Source organism: Frankia umida (assembly GCF_023242945.1).
Classification (GTDB): Bacteria; Actinomycetota; Actinomycetes; order Frankiales; family Frankiaceae; genus Frankia; species Frankia umida.
The window spans coordinates 289985-309363 of record NZ_JALKFT010000003.1 but is presented as its reverse complement, the minus strand read 5'-3'; the positions used below and the strand labels follow the sequence as shown (position 1 = coordinate 309363).

The following is a 19379-nucleotide window of genomic DNA, read 5'->3' as shown; positions in this document are numbered from 1 at the left end:
CACTCGGAAGGGCGCCTCCCACGACAGGGAGGTGTCGCATGGCCGGTTCCACGTCCGTCCACGAAGAGGCCGAGACCACGGGGCAGGTGGCAGCGCGGAGCAGCGGCAGCGCCAGCGCGCCGGCGCAGCGTGGCCACGACGGCGCCGACCAGACGAACGTGACGCCGGCCACCGACAGTGAGGCACGGCTGCGGGAGCTGCTGGGGCAGCGGGTGGTCGTGCTCGACGGTGCGTGGGGCACCATGCTGCAGAACGCGGGGCTCACGCCGGCGGACTACCAGCTCGAGTCGCTGAAGGACCATCCCAAGGATGTGGCCGGCGACCCGGACCTGCTGAACCTGACCAGGCCGGACGTGATCCTCGACGTCCATCGGCAGTATCTCGCCGCCGGCGCCGACATCACCACCACGAACACGTTCACCGCGACGAGCATCGGCCAGGCCGACTACGGCCTGGAGTCGCTGGTGCGGGAGATGAACATCGCCGGGGCGCGGCTCGCCCGGCAGGCGGCGGACGAGGCCGGTGGGCGGTTCGTCGCCGGGTCGATCGGGCCGCTGAACGTGACGTTGTCGCTGTCGCCGCGGGTGACCGACCCGGCCTACCGGGCGGTGACGTTCGAGCAGGTCAAGGCGTCGTACGCGGAGCAGATCAGTGCCCTCGCCGAGGGCGGGGTGGATCTGCTGCTGATCGAGACGATCTTCGACACGTTGAACGCGAAGGCCGCGATCGCCGCGGCCCGCGAGGCTGCGCCGCAGCTGCCGCTGTGGATCTCGGTGACGATCGTCGACCTGTCCGGACGGACGCTGTCGGGGCAGACGGTCGAGGCGTTCTGGAACTCCATCGCCCATGCGAACCCGCTGGTCGTGGGCGTGAACTGCTCGCTGGGCGCGGACGAGATGCGCCCGCACGTCGAAGCGCTGTCGCGGATCGCCGGCACCTACACGGCCTGCCATCCGAACGCGGGCCTGCCCAACGCCTTCGGCGGCTACGACCAGACCCCCGAGGAAGCGGGGCGTCTGATCGGCGAGTTCGCCGCCGAGGGCATGGTCAACATTGTCGGCGGCTGCTGCGGGACGACCCCGGCGCACATCGCCAGGATCGCCAGCGCGGTGCGCGCCGCGGCGCCGCGCGAGGTCCCCGCCGCCGATCCGCACACGCGGTTCAGCGGCCTGGAGACGTTCGAGATCGGCGCGGACACCGGGTTCGTCATGATCGGTGAGCGGACGAACGTCACCGGTTCGGCGAAGTTCCGCCGGCTCGTCGAGAGCGACAACTACCAGGCGGCCATCGACGTCGCGCTCGAGCAGGTGCGGGGCGGGGCGAACCTGCTCGACGTCAACATGGACGCCGACCTGCTCGACAGCGAGCAGGCCATGACGACGTTCCTGAACCTGCTGGCCACCGAGCCCGAGGCCGCCCGACTGCCCATCATGATCGACAGCTCGCGCTGGAGCGTGCTGGAGGCGGGGCTGCGCTGCGTGCAGGGCAAGGGCGTGGTCAACTCGATCAGCCTGAAGGAAGGCGAGGAGGTCTTCCTCGAGCATGCCCGGCGCATCCGCGACTTCGGCGCCGGCGCCGTCGTCATGGCCTTCGACGAACAGGGCCAGGCCGACACCACCGAGCGCAAGGTCTCGATCTGTGGTCGCGCGTACGACCTGCTCACCGAGCGGGCCGGCTTCCCCCCGCAGGACATCATCTTCGACCCGAACGTGCTGGCCGTGGCCACCGGCATCGCCGAGCACAACGGCTACGCCAAGGCGTTCATCGACGCCCTGCCGCTGATCAAGCAGCGCTGCCCGGGGGTGCGGATCTCCGGCGGCATCTCGAACCTGTCGTTCTCCTTCCGCGGCAACGACATCGTCCGCGAGGCGATGCACTCGGCGTTCCTGCTGCACGCGGTCCGGGCCGGGCTCGACATGGGCATCGTCAACGCGGGCCAGCTCGCCGTCTACGAGAACATCCCCGCCGAACTGCTCGAACTCGTCGAGGACGTGCTGTTCGACCGGCGCGAGGACGCCACCGACCGGCTCGTCTCGTACGCGGCGACGGTCAGTGGCAAGGGCACCCAGCGAGTCGTCGACCTGTCCTGGCGTGAGGCGCCGGTCGCGGCGCGCCTCTCGCACGCTCTGGTCCAGGGCATCGTCGACTTCATCGAGGTCGACACCGAGGAGGCCCGCGCCAGCGCCGCCCGTCCCCTCGATGTCATCGAGGGCCCGCTGATGGACGGCATGAAGATCGTCGGTGACCTGTTCGGCTCGGGGAAGATGTTCCTCCCGCAGGTCGTCAAGAGCGCCCGGGTGATGAAGCGCTCCGTCGCCTACCTGGAACCGTTCATGGAGGCGGAGAAAGCGCAGCTCGCCGCCGAGGCCGCGGCCGCCGCCGAGGCCGCCGAGGCCCGGGGCGAGGTCGCCGCCGCCGACACGCCGACGCGCACCCGCCAGGGCAACGGCAGGATCGTGATGGCGACCGTCAAGGGCGACGTGCACGACATCGGCAAGAACATCGTCGGCGTGGTGCTGGGCTGCAACAACTACGAGGTCATCGACCTCGGCGTGATGGTCCCCGCCAAGGTCATCCTGGACACCGCCGTCGCCGAGAACGCCGACGCGATCGGCCTGTCCGGCCTGATCACCCCGTCGCTCGACGAAATGGTCGCCGTCGCCGCCGAGATGCAGCGTCGTGGCCTGCGCCTCCCCCTGCTCATCGGCGGCGCCACCACCTCACGCCAGCACACCGCCGTGCGCATCGCCCCTGCCTACGAGGCCACCACGGTGCACGTCCTGGACGCGTCCCGGGTCGTCGGGGTGGTCTCCGACCTGCTCGACTCCGAGCGCGCCATCACCCTCGACGAGGCCAACCGCGACGAGCAGGCCCGGCTGCGCGAGCAGCACGAGAACCGCCGCTCGCAGCCGCTGCTCACCTTCGACCAGGCCCGCGACAACCGGGAGCGGATCGACTTCACCGGCCTGCCCGTCCCCGCCTTCACCGGCCTGCGCACGGTCACCCCGGAACTCGCCACCCTGCGTGAGCTGATCGACTGGCAGTTCTTCTTCCTCGCCTGGGAACTCAAGGGCAAGTACCCGGCGATCCTGAAGCAGCCGGTCGCCCGCGACCTGTTCGACGAGGCGAACGTCCTGCTCGACCGCATCATCAAGGACGGCAGCCTGACCGCGCGGGGCGTCTACGGCTTCTGGCCCGCCCACTCCGACGGCGACGACATCATCCTCGACGTCGAGGCCGCCGGTGCCGCCGGTGTCGATGCCGCAGGTCAGATACGGTTCCCGATGCTGCGCCAGCAGACCAGGAAGCCCACCGGACGGCCCAACCGCAGCCTCGCCGACTACGTGGCCCCGGCCGGCTCCGGCGATCATCTCGGTGCCTTCGCGGTCGCCATCCACGGCGCGGACGTCCTCGCCGCCCAGTTCGAGGCCGAGCAGGACGACTACCGTTCGATCATGGTGAAGGCGCTCGCGGACCGCCTCGCCGAGGCCTTCGCCGAGCACGTCCATCTGGCCGCCCGCCGCGAGTGGTTCGAGCCCGACGTCGAACCCGACATCGAGGATCTGCACGCCGAGCGGTTCCGCGGCATCCGCCCGGCCTTCGGCTACCCGGCGAGCCCCGACCACAGCGAGAAGCAGGGGCTGTTCGACCTGCTCGACGCCGGTTCCGCCGGTCTGGCCCTCACCGAGTCGTTCGCGATGACCCCCGCATCCGCCGTCAGTGGTCTGATCTTCGCGAACCCCGCCTCGACGTACTTCACCGTCGGACGCCTCGGCCGCGACCAGATCGCGGACTACGCTCGCCGCCGCGGCCTTGACATCGCCGAGACCGAGCGTTGGCTGCGCCCCAACCTCGCCTACGACCCCGACTGACCTCACCCCGCGATTCCGCCATCGCCGCAGACGAACCGGATGATCACGTGAGGTAGCGGGTATTCCGCATGCTGTGTATCCGCTCCCGTCGCGCAGCGCCTCTCGCGGGCACCGCGCGTCCGTGAGCGGCGGCTCGTGGACGACCCTGGTGGTCACGGTCCTGATCGTGATCGTCCTGCTGGTCACCGCGGTGCTCGTGAGCCGACACACCGGCGGTGACGGCACAGGTACCTCCGCGCCGGCGCTGGTCGTCGGTGATTCGGTCGTGGCACTCGCGGCCCGCGCCGCGGGTGGCGGGGCCGCGGGTGGCGGGGCAGCCGGTGCCCCCGCGGGCATCAGCGTCACCGATGGAGTCAGGGCCCGGTCCAGCGGGATGGCCGGTACCGTGCGGCTGATCGGGTATCCCGGGCTTTCACCCGAGGTGTTCGACGGGACGTCCTCGCCGTTGCTCGCGAGTGATCTCAGGTCAGCCGGAAGGCCCCGCACGGTGGTGCTGAACTGGAACGGCAACAACCCGCGCCAGCTGCTCGGGACCTCGCTGATCGTCGACTACCGCACCGAACTCACCAGCCAGATCCGCTGGTATCTCGGCCATGGGGTGACCAGAGTGGTTCTGGCGGCGGCCCTGCCCTCGCTGGTGAACAATGCCGACCGGCAGGTCGACGTTTCCTCACCCGCATCGGCACAGCCCGGAGCGATGCTCGGCAGCGGCCGACTGAACGAGATGTACAGACAGCTGGCGGGCGCTTTCGGCGGCCGTTCGGTGCGCTATTCCGAACAGGCCGCACGGGCGATCCATCCGTCGCTGGGATTCAACACCACGCTGGACGGCCGCCCCTGCGTCATCGACTTCATCCATCCGACGCCGTACTGCGCCACGCGCTACGCCAGGGCACTCGCCGCCCTCGCCCACGGCCCGGACGGCACCTGATCTCGTTTCCCGCTTCCCGTCCCGTACCTGTTGACCGTCCAGTACCTGCGGACACAGGTGGTTGCCGGGTCAGGACGGGGATCGGTCAGAGCGGGGGACGGTCAGGGGGGTGTAGGTGTCGGGGCGGCGGGTGGTGAAGAAGGGGAAGAGCGTGAGCCAGTCGCGGCGCTGGTCGAGGTCGAGGTCGGCGACCAGGACGGCCGGGCTGTCCCTGGGCGCGCGCACGAGAACGCGGCCATAGGGGTCGCTGATGAACGAACTACCGTAGAACGTCAGGCTGCCTTCACAGCCGATCCGGTTGACGGCGACCATGAACGTCCCGTTGGCGATGCCGTTGCCCACGATGACCGTGCGCCACAGCGGTTCGGTGTCGAACGCGGGATGATCCGGCTCGGAACCGATCGCCGTCGGGTAGACGAGGACGTCCGCGCCGGCCAGGCCGTAGGCGCGGGCGAGTTCGGGGAACCACTGGTCCCAGCAGGTGGGGAAGCCGAGACGGGCATCGTCCACGGCGAGTACGGGGAAGCTGTCGGCGCCGGCCGCCGGGCCGGGACGGAAGTAACGATCCTCGTGATAGCCGGCGGTGACGGGGATGTGCAGCTTGCGGGTGCGGGCGAGCAGTGTGCCGTCCGGGCCGACGACGATCGCGGTGTTGAACCCGAGCCCGTCGCCATCGCCGTCCAAGCCGGCATCGACATCGACATCGGCCCGCTCATAGAGCGACATGTGCACGGTGATGCCCAGTTCCGTGGCGAGCTGGGTGGCCAGGACGCGCGTCGGGCCGTCCTCGATCCGTTCCGCCAGGGCCACCGGCCGACCGCCGCCGTCCCCGTGCTCAGGCCCGCCACCCGGCGCACCGCGCTCGGATGGTGGCGTATCGGCGAAGTAGCGGGACAGTGTCAGTTCCTGGAAGCAGACCAGCCTGGCACCGAGGTTGGCGGCGGTGACGGCGCCGGCCCGCAGCGCCGCGACGTGCTCGACCGGGTCCGGATGCCAGCGGTGCTGCACAGCCCCGATCCGTAGCGGCTCCCGCACCGGGGCGCTGGTTCGGGCGGGTGAGTCCGGCACGCCGATGCTGGTGATCGTCAGCATCGGCGCATCGTCTCACGTCAGGCAGCCGACCAGAGACCACGCGGGCCGAGGTGGGCGAGGCGGGGCGGGGCGGGCGGGGCGGGAGCGGTCCGGACTACCGGCGGGCGTCAGAATACGGAGTGTGATCGCTTCCTCTGAGGACACGGATGAGGCCGGGCCAGCTGGCCACTCGACGGCGGCGGCCGGTGGGGCGGGCGGTGGACTGGTCCGGCGTCGGATGCCGGCGGAGTGGGAGCCGCATCGGCGAACCTGGATGGCCTTCCCGCCGCCGAACGCCACGTTCGGCCCGGTGGACTCCCCCGGTCTCACCCAGGCCCGGGCGGTCTGGGCGACGGTGGCGAGGACGATCAGCCGGTACGAGCCGGTCATCCTGATCGCCCGGCCCGGGGCCGACGCCGCCGCCGCGCGCGGCCTCGCGCCGGGACCGGTGACGGTGGTCGAACGTCCTCTCGACGATGCCTGGGTCCGCGACACCGGTCCCACCTTCACCGTCGACCTTCCACAGCCGCCCGGCGGGAACGGGCGTCGCTGCGGCGGGGAGGGCACGCTCGGTGCGGTCGACTGGACGTTCAACGGCTGGGGGGCGCAGGAATGGGCCTCATGGGACGCGGACCGTCAGTTGGCGGGCTCGATCGCCGAGCTCGCCGGTGCGGCGGTGCGGTCCTGCGCGCTGACGAACGAGGGCGGCGGCATCGCCGTGGACGGGGCGGGTACGGTGCTGCTCACCGAGACGGTGCAACGCGACCCTCGGCGCAATCCCGGCTGGGACCGGGCCCGCGTCGAGGCGGAAGTGCACGCGCAGCTCGGTACGAGCCACGCGATCTGGCTGCCGCGGGGGCTGGCCCGTGACTACGACCGGTTCGGTACCCGCGGGCATGTCGACGTGGTGGCGGCGTTCGTGCGACCGGGGCTCGTCGCTGTGCATCATCAGCCGGACCCGGCCCATCCCGACCATGAGACCAGCCGGGAACTCGCCGCGCTGCTGCGCGCCAGTCGGGACGCGGCCGGCCGGCCGTTCGACGTCGTCGAGATCACGGCGCCACGCGTGCTGGAGGTCGACGGGGAGCCGGCCGGCTACTCGTATCTGAACTACTACGTCGCGAACGGGGTCGTGGTGGCCGGGACCTTCGAGGACCCACGGGATGCCGACGCGCTCGACCTGCTCGGCCGGCTCTACCCGTCCCGCCGGGTCGAACCGGTGGACGCCCGGGTGATCTTCGCGAACGGCGGCGGAGTGCACTGCATCACCCAACAGCAGCCGTCCTGTTGACAACCATATCGAAAATCGTTTTCATTAGTGCTGCCCGATCCGACCCGTGTCGGTCCCACCTGCGCTGATGAGGATGACGTGCCCGACTCCCCACTCCCCGCGATCACCCGCCGCCCGCATGGCGCCCACCACGACCACGGCGGCGTCGACGACCGCAGCCGGGACCGGGGCCGGCGCCGCGATCGACGGCGGACGCCGCGGGCGGGCATACGACTGGTGGCGCTGACCCCGCTGGTCGCCGGCCTGGCCCTGGTCGGCTGCGGGTCGGGCGGCGCCGGGGGGTCGTCCGAGGGGAAGGACGGGCGGCTGCCGGTGGTGGCGACGACCAGCCAGGTGGCGGACTTCACCCGGGTGGTCGGCGGCGACCGCGTCACGGTGACCCAGATCGTGCGGCCAGGCGTCGATCCGCACGACTACGAGCCGGCCCCGGCCGATCTCGCGGCGATCGGGGACGCGAAGGTGCTCGTCCAGAACGGCGTGGGGCTGGAGAGCTGGCTCGAGGACACGATCGACGCCTCCGGTTTCGACGGGGTGCGGGTCAACGCGAGCGACGGAGTGCGGATTCGGGCCGGTCAGGGCGACGAGGAGAAGGCCGGTGATCCGCACATCTGGCACAACCCGCTCAACGTCAAGATCATGGTGGCGGACATCGAACGGGGACTCGCCCAGGCGGAGCCGTCCGCGGCGGCGCGGTTCCACGCGAACCGGGTGGCCTACGATGCCCAGCTCGACGCGCTGGACGCGGACATCCGCCGTCAGATCGCCACGATCCCCGTGGCCAACCGCAAGCTGGTCACCAATCACGATGCGTTCGGCTACTACGTCGAGCGCTACGGGCTGACCTTCGTCGGGTCGATCATTCCGAGCTTCGACACGTCCGCGGAGCTGTCCGGCAGCAACATCAGGAAGCTCGTCGAACGGATCCGGCAGACGGGGACGAAGGCGGTCTTCTCCGAGTCGTCGCTGCCGCGGCGCACCGCGCAGACCATCGCGGACGAGGCGGGGGTGCGCGTCGAGGCCGGCGAGGACTCGCTCTACGGTGACTCACTCGGACCGGCCGGTTCGGACGGTGACACCTACCTTCACATGGAAGAACACAACACACGTACGATAGTCACAGCGCTTCGTTAAGTGACGACACGCCCACGAGCCTCCGGAAGATAACACTTACGTGACGGTAGAGTTATAGGTGGCATGGGCGGAACCGGGCAGCGCCGCGCGGAGTTGCGCACGGCCATGTCATCCGCCGGAAGGATCCGACACCGGCTCGAGGTATCTCACGTGGATGACGACACGCGGCCCGAACAGGACCACGTCCTACGGGACGCGGTCACGCTGCCGCTGCTGATCATCCCCCGGGATCGCCGGACCACCCGCGTCGCCGCGACCGCTCGGCGTCCCACCATCCCGGCGGACGCGTTGGAGATCGTCGACCCGCCCCCCGTGACGGAACCCGACCAGGCGGTGAACACATCGGCCCCGCCCGCATCCTCGTCCGCCCGGACGGCCGATCCAGACGGTGCCGATCGGCCGTCAGTCGAGGCGCGGGCGCGCCGCGGCCGTGGGGGAAGCCGGGTCAACGCGCTGTGGACGGTGTTCGACCAGGTCGTGTCCAGCGGGACCAACGCGGCGATCAACTTCGTTATCGCCCGCCGGGTGGACCCGACCGAGTTCGGCGCGTTCGCCATCGCCTACACGATTTTCGCCATGGTCGTGGGGCTCTCCCGGGCGGCGGCGACCGCGCCGCTGGGCATCAGCTACGCGGACGTCCCACTCGGCGCGTTCCGCTCGGCGGTGCGCCAGGCGGCCGGCACGGCGCTCATGCTCGGGGCCGCCGTCGGGGTGCTGCTGATGCTGGTCGGCGTCGGGATGGGCGGTACGGTCGGCACGAACCTGGCCGCGATGGGCGTGATCATGCCGGCGCTGCTGGTGCAGGACGCCTGGCGTTACGCGTCGTTCGCCCAGGGGCGGCCCCTGCTCGCCGTGGCGAACGACCTGGTGTGGGCGGCGGTGCTCGGTGCTGGGCTGTGGCTGCTGGCGACGGTCGCACCGGGCGGTGTCGGCGGGTCGGCGACGATGGTGCTGGTCTGGGGGGTGGCCGCGGCGGTCGCGGCGCAGGTCGGCGTGTTGCAGCACCAGGCATGGCCGCAGCCCCGGCGAGCGTGGGCCTGGTTCACCGGCCACCGCGAGACCACCGGGTTCATGACCGCCGAGTTCCTCTCCCTCCAGGGCGCAGCGCAGACCTCCACCCTGGTCATCGGCGCGGTCGGCTCCACCTCGCTGGTCGGTGCGCTACGTGGCCTGCAGACGCTGCTCGCGCCCACCACGAATCTCGCCGTCGCGCTGATGAGTTTCTCGATCCCGGAGTTCTCCCGGCGCAGGCACCTGCCGGCCCAGACCGTGCTGCGCGGCGCCTACCTGGTCAGCGGGCTGGTGGTCGTCTCGAGCACGCTGTGGGGGCTCGCGTTCGTCGTCCTGCCGGACGACTTCGGCGCCGCCCTGCTCGGCGACACCTGGGCCGAGACCCACCAGCTGCTGCTGCTGGCCGTCATCGCCCAGGCCGGCCCGTGCCTCGCGGTCGGCCCGGCGGCGGTGCTGTACGCGTTCGGCCGGACCAGGCTGACCTTCTGGATCAACCTGGCGTTCGTCCCGTTCCTGCTCGCCTGCCCGTTGACCGGCCTGCTCCTCGGCGGCGCCCGAGGCGTGATGATCGGCAACATCATCGTCTACTGGGCGACCATTCCGCCCTGGCTGTACCACCTGCACCGCCAGGTACGTCTCGGCGCCCGCCGGTAGAACCACGCCACCACGGCTCGTTCTCACCCGTCACGAATGTTTGACACCGAATACTCGACGGGTACCAGGATAGCCGCCACTGTCGACTTGCAGCACTCATCGACGTGACTAGACTGCCCTTACGGAGCCGGCCGGACGAGTATCCACAAGATGTGATCCACGGCTTCGCGCCACCCGTTTTCCACGCGAAAGGGGTTTGTTATGGCGACCACCGAAACCAAGCCGCAGGACGTACGCTTCGAGAAGCTTTTCCAGGCGGTTGACGCAAACCACGACGGCGTCATCGAGTGGGGCGACTACGAACGCCTCCTCGACAGGTACCTGTCCGGTTTCGAGCTCGACAAGGACTCGCGTGAGGCGCGGAGCCTGTGGGTCACCCACCAGCACTACTGGCTCGAACTCCTGCGCCATTCGGACGGAACCGACCGCCTGAACAAGGACGAGTTCATTCAGGCCGTACGCCTGCTGACCCTGGACACCAGCCGCTTCAACCTGGTCGAGGGCCTCGCCCACACCATCTTCGACGCCCTCGACCGCGATGGCGACGGCACCATCAGCAAGGACGAGTTCGGCCGTTACCTGAAGGTCTGGGAGATCGATCCGAAGAACGGCTACGAGATCTTCGACCGGCTGGACTCCGACGGCGACGGCGTGATCAGCCGACACGAGTTCGTCCGTTCGTGGCGGGAGTTCTACTACTCCTCCGACTGGGACCTGCCCGGCGCCCGCTACTTCGGTGTGGCGTAGCCACCAGGCCTGACGGGGCACCGGGCCTGACGGGGCACCGGGCCTGACCGGGCACCGGGCCTGACCGGACGCGCCCGCCCTGCACCCGCGGGTCACCACCGTCCATCCGGTCATCTCGGGATGTTCCGCGCACAGCGCAACCGCATGGCCAGTGATCTCGCAAAACCAGGAATGTCGATCGGACTACTGGAAGTTAGCCCTGACATGACAACACTCGGCCTCATCGGCAGCGGAAACATCGGCGGAACCGTCGCGCGCCTGGCGGTCAACGCCGGCTACGACGTGGTCCTGTCCAACTCGCGCGGCCCGGAGACCCTCGCGGATCTGGTCGCCGAACTGGGTCCGCGCGCCCGCGCCGCCACGTCCACCGAGGCCGCCGCCGCGGGCGACCTCGTGCTCGTGAGCGTTCCCCTGCACGCCTACCGGGCCGTCCCGGTGGAGCCGCTCGCCGGCAAGGTGGTCATCGACACCAACAACTACTACCCGGACCGCGACGGCACGATCCCCGAGCTCGAGGACGAGTCGACGACGACCAGCGAACTGCTCGCCGCGCACCTGCCCACGTCCGACGTGGTCAAGGCGTTCAACAACATCTACTTCAAGCACCTGCTGGAACTGGCTCGTCCCGCAGGCTCGCCGGAACGCACCTCGCTGCTGATCGCCGGCGACGGCGAGAACGCCAAGAAGACGGTCACCGGCTTCCTCGACGACATCGGCTACAACGCCTTCGACGCCGGCCCGCTCGCCGAAGGATGGCGCTACCAGCGGGACACCGCCGCCTACGCCGGCCTCTACATCGGCCCCGACGGTTTCGCCGGCCCGCCCCGCACCGGCGTCGGCCCCGACGAGATCCGTCCCAAGCTCGCGGCCGCCCGCCGTTACGCCGACGTGACCGTCTGAGCGGGACGGTCCGGATCGAAGGCCGCCCGCGCGGCCCCAGCCCCGTGCGGACGTGGGCGGCGCACGCGCCCACGTCCGCCGTGGGACGGGCCCCTTACGCCGTGTCTTCGGCAGCGACCCCGTCGGCGGGCTGATCCTGCTCGCCGCTCGGGGTGTCAGCGCTCTGGCTGTCCTTGTGCGCGCCGCGCATGGTGGGGAAAAGGACCACGTCGCGCAGGGTGGGGGCGTCGGTGAGCAGGGCGACGAAACGGTCGATGCCGAGGCCGAGGCCGGACATCGGCGGCATACCGTACTCCATCGCCTCGATGAAGTCCTCTTCGAGCATCATCGTCTCGTCGTCGCCGGCCTCACGTAGCTCCGCCTGTTCCTCGAGGCGCAGCCGCTGTTCGGCGGGGTCGATGAGCTCCGAATAGGCCTTGACGATCTCCAGACCGTCCACGACGACCTGGAACATGTCGAGCACCGTGGGGTCGTCGTCGTTGCGCCGGGCCAGTGGGACGAGTTCCGCCGGATGGTGCAGCAGGAAACACGGCTGGATCAGATGAGGCCGGACGGTCTTCTTGTACAGCAGGTCGACGAGGCCGGCGTAGGACGGGGAGTCGCCGACGTCCAGGCCGAGCTCGGCCACCCGGGTACGCAGGGTCGGCAGATCACGTACGACGGTGAGGTCGATACCGGTGCGTCGCTCGACCTCGGTGCGATAGTCGAGTTCCGGCCAGTCGGCGCCGAAGTCGAGCTTGGTGCCCTCGTAGGTGACCGAGCGGGTGCCCACCACGTCATCGAGGACGGCGAGGATCAGTTCTCGCACGAAGGTCATGTTGTCGCGGTAGTCCCAGTAGGCGGCGTACCACTCCAGCATCGTGAACTCCTGCAGGTGCGAGGAGTCCATGCCTTCGTTGCGGAAGTTGCGGCCGAGCTCGTACACCCGGTCGTACGCGCCGACGACAATGCGCTTGAGGAACGTCTCCGGCGAGATCCGCAGGTAGAAGTCCTCCCCGAGCGCGTTGTGCCGGGTGATGAACGGCCGGGCCGCGGCCCCCGACGCCGCTTCCTGCAGCATCGGCGTCTCGACCTCGAGGAAACCCGCCTCGTCGAGGTGGCGACGGATGCGGCTGATGATCCGGGTGCGGGTCTGGAACCGCGCCCGCGCGTCGGGGTTGACCAGCAGGTCCAGATAGCGGCGTCGGTAGCGGGCCTCGACGTTCGACAGGCCCTGCCACTTGTCCGGCAGCGCGCGGACGGTGCGGTTGAGCACCTCCAGCTCGGCGATGCCGACGGTCCGCTCACCGCGACGGGTGGTGTACATGGCGCCGGCGACCCCGATGAAGTCGCCGATCTTGACCGACCGGGACCATTCCCTGATGGTTTCGGCACCAAGGTCGGTCTTGGACAGCGACACCTGCACACGACCACTGCGGTCCTGGATGTGCCCGAAGATGAGCCCGCCCATCCGCCGCCACAGCACCACCCGGCCGGCCAGCCGCACCGGTGTCCCATCCGGCGCCGCGGCCGCGTCGACCGCCACCGTGTCGACGCGGTATCCGGCCCGCGGCCCGGCCAGCTCTCGCGCCTGTGGCTGCTCGCTCACCATCAACTCACCCTCATGGCCGCTTCCGTGACCGCTTCAGCGTATCGGCTGCCGGCGACGGTCCCGGCAGCCCGAGCAGCGAGGCCACGCCGCGGGGACCACCGCGGACCGGGCCGCACCCGGTCCGGTCCGCGGCCGCCGCGTCACCGCGGGGCGTAGTGGGTGAAGAAGATGTCGGCGATCGTGGCCCATCGGCCGCTGGTGAGTTCGGCTTTGGGCGGCATCTCGAGGTCCTCCATGAACGCCCGGATCTCGTAGACGGCGAGTCGGTCGTCGGCGGTCGAGCCGGTGTCCGTCGGGAAGGCGCCCATGCCGTAGTAGTCCGCCTTGTTCTCGACCTTCGGGTCGGGGAAGTCGGCGAGATAACGCGGGTCACGGCCGCGGTGACCGGGCGGTGGGGAGGCGGCGTCCTTGGCGATGTTGCGGCGGGCCTCGTCACCGTGCAGGACCGACGTCCACCACTGGCGGATGGACGGGCCGTGGGCGACGAGGCTCCACGTCGCCGGATGGTCGGCGATGATCCCGCGCGGCAGCCATTCCGTCCGGTTTGTCAGGGGCGTGCCGGTCCGCGCGGGCACGTCGGTGGCCTGCGGGTCGGCGCGGTAGGGCAGCGGAAAGACGTACCGGTGGTCGGGTCCGCCGTAATCCTGCGGCCAGATCGCCGCGGTGATGTCGAGGGCGGCGAGCAGATCACGGTCGAACCGCGGCAGGGCCTGGTACATGGCGTGGAAGTCGGTCCGGTGCAGGGCCAGGAACGCGGATTTCGGTGAGTCGGCGTTGACCAGGACGAGGGTTTTCTCCGGCACCTTCTCGGCCGGCAGTTTCAACGCCACGGCGTGGACGTCCTGGGTGAAGGCGGTGTCGGTGAAGTCGAAGATCTTGTTGGTGACGTCGGGCATCGTCGGTTTCACCGGGTCGACGAACCGGGACAATGGCACGGCGGTCGCCGAGAACAGGAACATCTGGCAGGCCCACAGAAAGCCGCGCGCCCTGGGGGACGGCCCGGACGGCCATTCCAACAGCTTTGACCAGGCGCCGAGATCGTCGATGTCGCTGGCGTGCCGGGTACGGTTCAGAACGGTCTGGAAGAACGTCGGCAGTGTCGCGAGTGGAATGCCGACGGTGGCCTGGGCCTGAGCGCCGAAGGTCGGGTCGGTGATGCGCAGGGTGCCGCTGCGCAGCCAGGTGCCGCCCTCGAACTCGGTGTTCTGGTCGAAGGTGATGTCGCGCTGGCCGCCTTCGGCGAGCTTCGCGGCGATCCGGGCGGCGACGGTGAGCGCGGCGCGCGCCGACCGCTCGTCCGCGAACGGCTTCGTCACGAACTCCAGCTCCGAGGTGGCGCCGAGCAGATGTGTCTCGTCGCCCTCCAGGGTCAGGCCGACCGGATGGCGGTAGACGACCTCCCGCTCGCCGATGTCGGCAACCCCTGACCTCGACACGAAGACGTTCTGCGTCTGCAGCTCGAACCCGAACAAGAACCGGCTCCCCCCGCCCGCGGCCGCACGGCCACGTGGCGTGGCCCACAGTAGGGCGAACGTCGTCCGCCGGCGCACCGTACGTGAGATGCCCCACCGGGGCATCACCGACCGGTCGAAGGAATCTCGCACCGAACCTCGGTAGCGTCACATGAACCCGCAACCCAGCGCCCGTCGGTGGCGCAGTGGAGGTCTGACCATGCCCGCCGAGGCTCCCCCGCCTGCCGATCTCGCCGCGACCAGTCGCATCCCCACACCCACGACGCCCGCCGACGCCGACGCCGTCGCGGACGGGGTGGCGGAAGCGGGCCGGGCCGCCAGGGACGAGCCGTGGGTGTCGACGGACCACTTCGCCGCGAACCTCGCGGCCAGTGAGCTGCTGATCTCCGCGCGCCGCTGCCTGGCGATCGCGCCGCTGACCGGCGCGGTCCGCTCCCGGGCCGGCTTCGCCTCCACGGCGGCCATCCTGCAGCTGGTCGACGTCAGCACCTCGCACCCCACGATGATCGCTGTCCGGCCGGACTGGACCGCCACGCAGGACATCTCGGTGTACGGCGGAGGCCGGATCATGGACGGCCCGGTCGTCGTGGACAGCCGGCTTGTCCGGGCCGGCAAGAAGGTCGCCGTCGCGGAGTCCGACATCTACGACGCGCACGGTGTGGACGATCCGCACGAACTGCACCGGATGCTCGGCGACGCCACCCCGGCCGGCCGGCCGGGCGCCGACGTCGAGGGCCTGACCAGAGCTGGTCGGGCGCTGGTGACGTTCGCTCGCCTCCCCCGGATCTCCGCCCCCGGCATGGACGACTACGACCCCGGCAAGTGGGTCGGCACGATCCGATCCTCCGACCACGTCGTCGAGCGGCCGGCGGACCACATCCAGGACGCCCTGGGTGCGCAGCTGCTGGACGCCGCCACCGGGCAGTTCGAGCTGCACCGCACCCCCTACGTCACCAACAGCATCGGGACGATCCTTGGCGGGGCGCAGGCCGCGCTGGTCGAAGCCGCCGCCGAGGCGATGTGCCCCGGCGCCGTGGCCATCGACCTGCAGATGCACTTCCTCGCGCAGCTACGGTCCGGCCCGGCCCGCACGGTCGGACAGATCCTGCGCGACTCCGGCGATCACTGGGTGGTGTCGGTGACGGTGGTCGACGCCGGCGCCGACGATCTGCTCCTCACCCTGGCCACGGTCACCCTGCAGCGCACCTCGACCGACCTGGGCTAGCCGTTCGTTCGTGGCTCAGCGCTGTCGCCGCACCCGCCAGCGATCCCGCGGAGCGGACAAAAATGCAAGACTGTCCTACCGCGACACAATGTGGCATCTTCGTCTCGACACCTGTAGGGCAGATGTCTCCGACGGTCCCGCGAGTCGGCGACTCACAGTAGCCGCCCGAGACGCGCGTGCGAACCGAAAGAGGCAGGATGACCACCGTGGAGCCCGAGGAAAGCGATCTTCTGTCGGCGTTCCGCCTGATCGACGAGCAGCTGGCCGCGGCCCCGCAGGCGGGGAACCTCGTCGTTTTCCGGGAACGTCTGATCGCCGAGCTCGTCGGGGACGCCGACCGGGTCGCCGCGACGCTGGCGCCCGACTTCTCCCTCGTCACCCACGTCGGCGGAAAGACCCTGACCAGCGGACGCGACCAGTTGGTCGCCAGCATCCAACGGCTCGGGGCCGCTCCCGGCGGCGCACTCATGTGGCTGCGCCTCGAGTCCCTGGTGGCCGACCGCACCACCGTCGCCGGCCACGGCTTTCTGGTCACGCTCACCGCGGCGCCCTCCGGTGGCCTGCGCCGCACCGTGGGGCCGCTCGCCTTCTTCGTCACGAGTGACGGGCCCCTGATCACGTCGGAATCGCTCTATCTGGATCCACCGGCGGACGAGACGACCGTGCTGCCCGACGCCACCCTGGCCGACCGCCAGCGCTGCCTCGACCTCGTCGGTGGCCTGCCCCAGCCCACCCGCTGACCCGGCCACGCCACCCAGCCCATCCGGCTCACCCAGCCCATCCGGCTCATCCTCACGAACCAGGGACGACGAAACGTGGATCTCACTGGAGCATCGGCAGTCGTGACCGGCGCGGCCGGCGGACTGGGTGGCGCCACCGCCCGCCATCTCGTCGGGCTCGGCGTCGCGGTCGTCATCTTCGATCGCGACGCCGAACGGGCGAAGGCGACGGCGGCCGACCTCGGGCCGGCCGCGACCGCTGTCGCCGGCGATGTCACCGACGCGAACGACGTCCAGGCGGCCGTGGACGCGGCCCGCGCCGCCGGCACCCTGTCGATCGTGGCCAACGTGGCCGGTGGGGGCAGCCGTCCGACCCGCACGGTCAGTCGGGACGGCACGCCCCACGACCTGGAGACCTTCCAGCGCATCATCGCGATCAACACCGTCGGCACCTTCAACGTCACCCGGCTCGCCGCCGCCGCGATGGCCACCAACACCCCCGACGAGGACGGCCAGCGCGGCGTGGTGATCAACACTGGCTCACTCGCGGGCTTCGAGGGACAGGCCGGGCAGGTCGCCTATGCCGCGGCGAAGGCGGCCATCCTCGGCATGTCGCTGCCGCTGGCCCGTGACCTCGCCCCGGTGGGCATCCGGGTGTGCGCGATCGCGCCCGGCACGATGGGCACCGAGCTGATGCTGAACGCCCGCCAGGAGTTGCAGGACAAGCTGACCAGCAGCATCGTTTTTCCGCACCGCATGGGACGGCCGGAGGAGTTCGCCCGTCTCGTCGAGGCGATCGTGCGCAATCCGTATCTCAACGGCGAGAACATCCGCCTCGACGCCGCGCAGCGTCTCCCGGCCAAGTAGGTCGCCGCCCGCGGTCGTACACCACCGGCGGTCGCGGGCCGACATCGGTCGTTGCCGGTCGTCGGCGGATCGCGGCCCGCGGCGTGCTTCGGCAGCCGGACATGAATGCCATGCGACAACGATCAGGGGGGTTCCCGGTGACAGATGGTCCGCATACTGATTTCGCTGACCTTTACCGCGGTTCGTACTTTCCCGACCTCCTGCTCGCCGCGTTGCGTCGTGACCCCGCACGCCCGGCCATCTACCTCGGCGAGGAGATTCTCACCCTCGGCCAGCTCGCCGAACGGATCAGCCAGTACGCCCAGGTGTACGCGGCCCGCGGGGTGGGTGCGGGCAGTGGCGTGGCGGTGTTGTCCACCAACCGGCCCGAGGTGCTCTACGCCATGGGCGCCTACCTGATGAACGGCGCCCGTAACACCCCGCTGCATCCGCTGGGTTCCCTCGACGACCACGCCTATGTCCTGCGCGACGCCGAGATCGAGACGCTCGTGTTCGACCCGAGCTTCGCGCCGCGGGCCGCCGCGCTGCGTGAGCAGGTGCCGGGCCTCAAGCGGCTGCTGTCGTTCGGTCCGTCCGAGGTGGGTGAGGACCTGGTGGCGCTGGCCGCGACGTTCGCACCCGCCCCCCTGGTCGCCCCGGCCGTCGACCCCGAGTCGATCTCGGCGTTGGCCTACACCGGCGGGACCACCGGCCAGCCCAAGGGTGTGATGGCCACCTACCGGGGCAGCGCGGCGATGGCGCACATCCTCATCTCCGAATGGCAGTGGCCGGCGGACCTGCGTCATCTCGTCTGCACGCCGTTGAGCCACGCCGGCTCCAGCTTCATCATCCCGGTGTTGCACCGGGGCGGTTCCGTCGTGGTCCTGCCGAAGTTCGACGCCGGCGCGGTACTCGCCGCGATCGAGCGGTACCGCATCACATCGTTGTTTCTCGTCCCGTCGATGATCTACGCACTGCTCGATCATCCGGCGTTCGCCGAGACGGATCTGTCCAGCCTGGAAACCGTGTTCTACGGCGCGTCGGCGATGTCGCCGGCCCGGCTGCGCGAGGCCATCGGAAAACTGGGCCCGATCTTCTTCCAGTTCTACGGTCAGACCGAGGCGCCGCAGACCCTGTTCGTGCTGCGCAAGGAGGAGCACGACCCGGACAGTCCGGCCCGGCTGGCCAGTTGCGGTCGACCGGTGCCATGGGTGCACATCGCCCTGCTCGACGAGGCCGGCGATCCCGTCCCGCCGGGCGAGCCGGGTGAGATCTGCGTCCGTGGCCCGCTGGTGATGAAGGGCTACTGGAACAAGCCGGAGGCGACCGCCGAGGTGTTCGCGGGCGGTTGGCTGCACACCGGTGATGTCGCCCGGCAGGACCCGGACGGTTTCTACACGATCGTCGATCGCCGCAAGGACATGATTGTCAGCGGCGGCTTCAACGTGTTCCCCCGCGAGATCGAGGATGTGCTGTCCGAGCATCCGGGGGTCGCCGCGTCCGCGGTGATCGGTGTTCCCGACCCGAAGTGGGGCGAGGCCGTGACCGCCGTCGTCGTGCGCCGTCCGGGCGTCGAGGTCTCCGTCGAGGAGTTGCGGGCGCTGGTCAAGGAGCGCAAGGGCCCGCACTACTCGCCCAAGACCATCGAGTTCACCGACGCCGTGCCGCTGACCGCCGTCGGCAAGCCCGACAAGAAAGCGCTGCGGGCCCGCTACTGGTCCGGCTCCGCCCGCCAGATCGGCTGATCATCCCCCTCCACGCGGGTGCCGTCGCCCAGGAGGCCGCCCTGACCGAGGCGACCCTCGCCGCCTTCGACCTCGACTGACCGCCGAGGTCACCAGGCTGGCCGGGCCCCTCGGAGGTGGTATCGGTGCCCCGGAGCGGCGTCGGGCGGGCTATACAGTGACTGGCACTCAGC

General features: G+C 70.2%; 14 protein-coding genes. 11 read left to right on the top strand and 3 right to left on the bottom strand.

The window, feature by feature from the left end; translation table 11 throughout:
• The first annotated feature begins 38 nt into the window (after nt 1–38).
• Complete coding sequence (metH, locus tag MXD59_RS05125) at nt 39–3872, top strand: methionine synthase (protein ID WP_248823633.1); 3834 nt, start codon at nt 39–41, stop codon at nt 3870–3872.
• 121 nt (nt 3873–3993) lie between these two features.
• On the top strand, nt 3994–4803 hold the full coding sequence (locus MXD59_RS05120) for a hypothetical protein (protein ID WP_248823632.1): 810 nt from the start codon (nt 3994–3996) through the stop codon (nt 4801–4803).
• 69 nt (nt 4804–4872) lie between these two features.
• On the opposite strand, the gene MXD59_RS05115 is transcribed toward MXD59_RS05120, so the two are convergent.
• Entirely contained in the window at nt 4873–5895 is a 1023-nt protein-coding gene (locus MXD59_RS05115) for a nitrilase-related carbon-nitrogen hydrolase (RefSeq protein ID WP_248823631.1), read from the bottom strand.
• A gap of 121 nt (nt 5896–6016) precedes the next feature.
• On the opposite strand from MXD59_RS05115, the gene MXD59_RS05110 reads away from it, so the two are divergent.
• From MXD59_RS05110 to MXD59_RS05090, 5 genes are all read left to right on the top strand, one after another.
• Nucleotides 6017–7165, top strand: coding sequence for an agmatine deiminase family protein (locus MXD59_RS05110; RefSeq protein ID WP_248823630.1), 1149 nt, complete (start codon nt 6017–6019; stop codon nt 7163–7165).
• Nucleotides 7166–7378: 213 nt separating this feature from the next.
• Nucleotides 7379–8296 (top strand): metal ABC transporter solute-binding protein, Zn/Mn family, encoded by a 918-nt coding sequence (locus MXD59_RS05105; RefSeq protein ID WP_372511922.1) that lies wholly within the window; start codon nt 7379–7381, stop codon nt 8294–8296.
• A 150-nt stretch (nt 8297–8446) separates the two neighbouring features.
• Entirely contained in the window at nt 8447–9961 is a 1515-nt protein-coding gene (locus MXD59_RS05100; RefSeq protein WP_248823629.1) for an MATE family efflux transporter, read from the top strand.
• A 201-nt stretch (nt 9962–10162) separates the two neighbouring features.
• Nucleotides 10163–10708: an EF-hand domain-containing protein gene (locus tag MXD59_RS05095; RefSeq protein WP_248823628.1), complete on the top strand. Its 546-nt coding sequence runs from the start codon at nt 10163–10165 to the stop codon at nt 10706–10708.
• Between the two features lie 204 nt (nt 10709–10912).
• On the top strand, nt 10913–11608 hold the full coding sequence (locus MXD59_RS05090; RefSeq protein WP_248823627.1) for an NADPH-dependent F420 reductase: 696 nt from the start codon (nt 10913–10915) through the stop codon (nt 11606–11608).
• Nucleotides 11609–11702: 94 nt separating this feature from the next.
• On the opposite strand, the gene lysS is transcribed toward MXD59_RS05090, so the two are convergent.
• Together lysS and MXD59_RS05080 are read right to left on the bottom strand one after the other, a co-directional pair.
• The gene (gene lysS, locus MXD59_RS05085) at nt 11703–13199 is read right to left on the bottom strand and encodes a lysine--tRNA ligase (RefSeq protein ID WP_248823626.1); all 1497 of its coding nucleotides are present in this window, start codon (nt 13197–13199) and stop codon (nt 11703–11705) included.
• Nucleotides 13200–13339: 140 nt separating this feature from the next.
• Nucleotides 13340–14671 (bottom strand): hypothetical protein, encoded by a 1332-nt coding sequence (locus MXD59_RS05080; protein WP_248823625.1) that lies wholly within the window; start codon nt 14669–14671, stop codon nt 13340–13342.
• 199 nt (nt 14672–14870) lie between these two features.
• On the opposite strand from MXD59_RS05080, the gene MXD59_RS05075 reads away from it, so the two are divergent.
• The 4 genes from MXD59_RS05075 (at nt 14871) to MXD59_RS05060 (ending at nt 19206) form a co-directional block, all read left to right on the top strand.
• Nucleotides 14871–15896 (top strand): hypothetical protein, encoded by a 1026-nt coding sequence (locus MXD59_RS05075; RefSeq protein WP_248814125.1) that lies wholly within the window; start codon nt 14871–14873, stop codon nt 15894–15896.
• A 197-nt stretch (nt 15897–16093) separates the two neighbouring features.
• Nucleotides 16094–16636, top strand: coding sequence for a nuclear transport factor 2-like protein (locus tag MXD59_RS05070; protein ID WP_248814126.1), 543 nt, complete (start codon nt 16094–16096; stop codon nt 16634–16636).
• Nucleotides 16637–16711: 75 nt separating this feature from the next.
• Nucleotides 16712–17482: an SDR family NAD(P)-dependent oxidoreductase gene (locus MXD59_RS05065; RefSeq protein ID WP_248814128.1), complete on the top strand. Its 771-nt coding sequence runs from the start codon at nt 16712–16714 to the stop codon at nt 17480–17482.
• Between the two features lie 137 nt (nt 17483–17619).
• Nucleotides 17620–19206 carry an AMP-binding protein gene (locus MXD59_RS05060; protein ID WP_248823624.1) on the top strand — a complete coding sequence of 529 codons (1587 nt, stop codon included), beginning with the start codon at nt 17620–17622 and terminating at the stop codon, nt 19204–19206.
• Nucleotides 19207–19379 lie beyond the last annotated feature (173 nt).